This window comes from Chitinophaga sp., from assembly GCF_035564935.1.
GTDB lineage: Bacteria > Bacteroidota > Bacteroidia > Chitinophagales > Chitinophagaceae > Chitinophaga.
Genome location: NZ_DATMTE010000565.1, coordinates 1 through 4,861 on the forward strand (window position 1 = coordinate 1; position 4,861 = coordinate 4,861).

Annotated in this window: 6 protein-coding genes; 2 read left to right on the forward strand and 4 right to left on the reverse strand. The window is 50.2% G+C overall.

What is annotated here, in order from left to right:
* The 3 genes from VN105_RS14635 to VN105_RS14645 form a co-directional block, all read right to left on the reverse strand.
* The coding region (locus VN105_RS14635) for a DUF3037 domain-containing protein (protein WP_325642138.1) at positions 1-384 on the reverse strand (384 nt) is incomplete at its 3' end.
* Complete coding sequence (locus VN105_RS14640) at positions 362-1,165, reverse strand: HipA family kinase (protein ID WP_325642140.1); 804 nt, start codon at positions 1,163-1,165, stop codon at positions 362-364. The genes VN105_RS14640 and VN105_RS14635, both read right to left, overlap by 23 nt.
* Positions 1,166-1,247: 82 nt before the next feature.
* Positions 1,248-2,309 carry a winged helix DNA-binding domain-containing protein gene (locus VN105_RS14645; protein ID WP_325642142.1) on the reverse strand — a complete coding sequence of 354 codons (1,062 nt, stop codon included), beginning with the start codon at positions 2,307-2,309 and terminating at the stop codon, positions 1,248-1,250.
* Positions 2,310-2,585: 276 nt separating this feature from the next.
* On the opposite strand from VN105_RS14645, the gene VN105_RS14650 reads away from it, so the two are divergent.
* Positions 2,586-3,539, forward strand: a complete 954-nt coding sequence (locus VN105_RS14650) for a hypothetical protein (RefSeq protein ID WP_325642144.1) — start codon at positions 2,586-2,588, stop codon at positions 3,537-3,539.
* Here VN105_RS14650 and VN105_RS14655 read toward each other — a convergent pair.
* On the reverse strand, positions 3,528-3,920 hold the full coding sequence (locus tag VN105_RS14655; RefSeq protein ID WP_325642145.1) for a helix-turn-helix domain-containing protein: 393 nt from the start codon (positions 3,918-3,920) through the stop codon (positions 3,528-3,530). The two genes, VN105_RS14650 and VN105_RS14655, sit on opposite strands and share 12 nt — an antisense overlap.
* 107 nt (positions 3,921-4,027) lie before the next feature.
* On the opposite strand from VN105_RS14655, the gene VN105_RS14660 reads away from it, so the two are divergent.
* On the forward strand, positions 4,028-4,861 hold an 834-nt coding region (locus VN105_RS14660; protein ID WP_325642147.1), incomplete at its 3' end, for an SDR family oxidoreductase.

A 4,861-nucleotide genomic window follows, 5' to 3' on the forward strand; every position in this document is an offset into this window, starting at 1 on the left:
GAGCACCAGCTGCTCATGCAGCCGTATCAGCGTGTCTTCGGGGTTGGCGCTGCAAAAACCCGGGTGTACCCTGGAGGTTTGCACCACGCTGCTGCGCATGGCGGTGAGCCAGCGGAAACGGCTGGCCATATCCAGCGCCCCGATAGGGCCGCCGGCCTTACTGCCTTTGGAAATTTCCACGAAGGCATCCAGGTAGGGACGGATGGTATTAACATCTGCCTGTGGGGACAGTGCATGCAATTTTTCTTCGTTTAAGGTATACACTGCCCGTAAAAATTTTTGTTGCCTGCAATAAAGAATGACACCAACATTCAGAAACTCTTCCCGCTCCACGCTAGGCACCACCCGTATTACCGCGTACTCATATAAGTGATTGTCTTGCATGTTGTGCTTCTTTTACAAATACCCCGGAGTGGCTGATCCGGTTGGTTAAAAATTCAAAATATACCTCGCGTCTTTCTTCCGGTGTAACATCGTTGCTGTCTTCACTTTGCAGCCATGTTTCGGGAATGATGTTTACTACGGCGCGTATGCGTTCCGGTGTAAGTATTAAGCGGAAGGCGGCGTCTACCTGTTCCAGTTCGCCGGCCTGTGGCAGCAGTACATGATCTTTTACCTGTACAAAAGGGCGGAGCGATTGTTCGCGCCAGTTTTGCCAGGAGTGATGAAAGTAAAGCGATGCCCCATGATCAATGAGCCACAGCTCATTGCGCCACATCAGCATATTCGTGTTGCGCGCGGTGCGGTCTACATTGGTGAGGAGGCAGTCGAGCCACACTATCTTAGACGCCGTTAGGGCATCAATAGTATTTACCGTTGGATCGTAGGTGGTAGCGCCGGATAAATAATGAAGGGCAAGATTGAGCCCTACGCTTTTCTTCAGCAGGTCCTGTATTTCTTCGTCCGGTTCTGTACGGCCAAAGGCCGCATCCAGGTTGGCAAATACGAGCTCCGGTATTTTAAGTTTAAGTATCCTGGCCAGTTCGCCACCAATTAATTCCGCGATGAGCGCTTTCACGCCCTGGCCTGCGCCCCTGAATTTCAGGGCATACAGGAATCCGTCGTCTGCTTCGGCAATGGCCGGCAGCGAGCCCCCTTCACGTAACGGTGTTACGTAGCGGGTTACATTCACCGTTCTGAGCTGAAGTTGTATATCTTCTGTCATCTGATAATCTGGTTCGTTTGCTTAATATGGGTCTATACCTGGGCAAAGTAACCAAATATCAGGCATTTTTAGCTGCCTGCTTTTATATAGTGATCAACTCCTGCAGGGGTTTACCCATAAAAGCAGCATAGGCGGCAGCTGCAGTGGCTGTTTTTTTGCCGGGGTTCATCAGCTCCGTGGCGACGGTAATATGCCGGCTGCTTTCTTTCCGGCTCCAGGTGCCGCTTATTTGCCCGTTGGTTACAATTACCGGCTTAAAGATGCCATAACCGGCAGCAGCCGGATGCCCGGCCGGGAGAATATCGCTGCGGTCTTTATAAGCTACGGCATATTCATCGTAACAGGGCAGGAGAAAAGTAGCGGGAGTGTTGCGTTTATTTATAGGAGCTGCTGCAGAAAACCAATAGGCATTACCGTTAGTAACGGTGTGGGTAAGATGTTCCCTGTTGAGATGTAATCCTTTTTTGATATCGGCCATATTCAGTCCGCTCCACCACTGGAAGTCGTGCAGGGTGGCAGGGCCCCTGCTGCTGAAATAGCAAAGCGTGATACGGGTAATGGCTTCTTCCCGGTCGGGCAGGGGCGCCGCAGGTACGCGTTCGGAAAGCAATGCATAAGTGAATTGTTTACCCTGCCGGGGCCCGCTGCAAATAAGTCCTTCCAGCTCCGCATCCATCAGGAGAAACCCCAGCCGGATATCGTCGGTGTTGATCCGGGCTTTAGCCAGCAGCGGGAGCAGCGCCGTACGGGTAAGGAACTGATGATCGCTGAGCGCATTGGTAATAATGGTGTTGCTGCGCTTCAGATCCTTATCGGTAATGCCCAGTTTTGCATACAATCGTTTATTAAATGCCTTTATCCTGGGACCGGTAAGCTGCAGCATCCACCGGATATCTTCCGGCGCCACAAAGTGCCAGGTAGGACGCAGTACATGAGTGCGCAGGATTTTCCCTTCGTTAAAATCCTTTTCAATGGAAGCATCGGTGCTGCCTTTAACACGGGTGCCGATGGCCCATTTGGCGCCGGCGTAATCCTGCGCCTGCATACAGCCCATCCAGCGTACCAGCGCTGCCGGCTGCGTGAAGCGGGAATGAAGGAGCTGCTGTTGATGCAGCCGTTGTTGTGCGATCTGCTGACTGTTCATATTTCAAAATTACCGGTGGGGTGTGACAACCGTATGTCAGTTGAAAAAGACCCGTCAAAACTTTTTTCCGCATTCATCACGCTGCAAATACTTACATCAAAGCGATTGGCAATTTCCTGTGGCAGTACCGGTTTATTGGATGGCAGATGTATCAGGATAGCGGTTCATCGTTGTAAACAGTTAGCGGGATTAAGGGAACTGATCTGCTGTTTTCCCGCGATATCATTTTTGCGCTGCGAGTAGTACCTTTGCCGGCATAGATAATAGCTTACACTTATGATGAAACGTTTGTTTGTGCTGGCATTGCTGCAAACAGGGCTGGTAACTGCCTGCTGGGCCCAATCCGATGAATACCTGCAAAAGAAAAATGTACCCGATTCTGTTTTACAGCCCCGCAACCTGGTGCTGGCAGGAACATTTAACGCCCAGAAAGCCTTGTTGCAATTGTTTCCCGGCAAATACTATAACCTCAGCAAGGATAAATACCGGAATGAACTGATCAACTGGGAATGTAAAACCTGTAAGCCCAGATCTTACCCCGATGTAAACGGCGACGGAGATGCAGTATTCCCCTATGCGGAAGGCGTAGCCACCCGGCTGATCAACGAAATGGATTTTAAAGACTCAAGCGGTTTACAGTACAAGGTAATCAGCTTTAACCATTCTGTATTTGACGAGGAAGGTTTCCAGACATCGCGCTTCACGGGCGGCCTGCTGGGCCTCGCCAAGTTTGTGCTTACAGACGGAGGCTGGAAACTGCGCATGTTCCAGCCGGCTATTAAAGCCTATGGCGCGTTTTCAAATTGTCCTGCGCCTAAGCCCCTGCTGATAGGGAATGACCAGTACGCGTTTATGATCAAGCATAGCAATGGTCCCGGTGGCGGTCCGTTCAACGGCGCCCTGTTCCTGGTGGCAGGCATTAACGGCGGCTATCAACAGGTGATGGCTGCTTATGGTACAGAAAGAACGGAAGTTGGGGCGGAGGAAGGTTTATCCAGCTGGACAAGCGAGTATACCGTGCCGGCGGGTGATAAAAAGTATTTCCGCGACATTGTGATCACGTTAAAAGGAACTGCCACCGCCACGGATACAGAAGGGCTCCCGGAGGAAGTGAAAAGCCTGTTGAAAAACAAAAAGAAAATACGCTTCACCGCCGTCAAAAAATATGTATACATGGGCAGCAAAGGCTACCAGCTGCAATTGCCGGTGAAAGCCGCTTTACTCAACTGATGCCGGTTGCAGGGCGGGTACATCCATACTGCGCCCTGTAATCTTCTGCCGGTGCATTTTCCCCCATACGGTTAATGAATGAAGCACATCTCCCAGGGAGTCGCTGTAATCCGTCAGCTCATACTCCACGATATAACCGCCATCTTCCACGGGTATTCTTCTCACAAAACCATTCAGCTCCATCTCTTTCAGCTCATTAGACAATACCTTGGCCGAAATACCGGTCACTATACGCTGTAATTCATTAAAGCGCCTTCTATGGCCTATAAGGCCCACAATGATCTTCAGTTTCCATTTACCACCGATGGCGTACAGTGCATCTCCCACTGCTGTCAGGGAAGCCGCACAAGCCTCCGCTGAAGGATGTTGATGTTTATTCACTTTTAACAATTTTAACTTACCAAAAGGTTAGCGGTAACCAAAAGGTAAGGTTGAACAGATAGTTACCAAAGGTAAGTAGTTTTGGAAAATTAAAATTGAAATGTAACATGAGTAAAATATTGATAACGGGAGCCACCGGTCACCTTGGTAAAGTGGTAACAGAAGAATTATTGAAAAGAACAGATGCGGCCAATATCGCTGTATTGGTAAGGGATCCTGATAAAGCAGCGGCCTGGCAGGCAAAGGGGGTAAAGGTGTTCAAAGGCGATTATAATGATTACAACTCCCTGGTAACTGCTTTCCAGGGTATTGATAAGCTGTATTTTATTTCCGGCAACGACGTAACAGGTCGCATTTCCCAGCATGAAAACGTAGTGAATGCGGCGGTAGCGGCTAAAGTGAAGCATGTATTCTATACCAGTTACCAGCACGAAACAGAAGTGGGCGTCTCCGCAGTGGGGATAGTGGCGGAAGCGCACCTGGCCACGGAAAAATGGCTGAAGGCTTCCGGTCTTGCTTATACCATCCTTGCACATGCACTCTATGCAGATGTATTACCGATGTTCCTGGGAGAAAAGATATTGGAGTCCGGCACTATTTTCCTGCCTGCCGGCGATGGAAAAGCGCCCTATGCCACCCGTTACGACATGGGAGTGGCAGGGGCTATCCTGCTGCTGGGCGCCGGTCATGAAAATAAAACATACAACCTGGCAGCAGATACCAGCTATTCTTTCAATGATATCGCCCGGCAGCTGAGTGAACTGTCGGGTAAACAAATACAATACATCCCGGCCTCCACCGCCGATTTCACGGCACAATTAACCCAGGCTGGCGTGCCGGTGGAAGGCATTCATATACTGGCCGGTTTTAGTGAAGCAATAGCGCAGGGCGAGTTCGATTTCCCTGACACAACGCTGGAGCAGCTCCTCGGCAGAAAACCG

Bases quoted from the DNA above. Each gene is read 5' to 3' on its own strand.
- VN105_RS14640 (WP_325642140.1), bottom strand. From the start codon at position 1,165: ATGACAGAAGATATACAACTTCAGCTCAGAACGGTGAATGTAACCCGC.
- VN105_RS14645 (WP_325642142.1), bottom strand. From the start codon at position 2,309: ATGAACAGTCAGCAGATCGCACAACAACGGCTGCATCAACAGCAGCTC.
- VN105_RS14650 (WP_325642144.1), top strand. From the start codon at position 2,586: ATGATGAAACGTTTGTTTGTGCTGGCATTGCTGCAAACAGGGCTGGTA.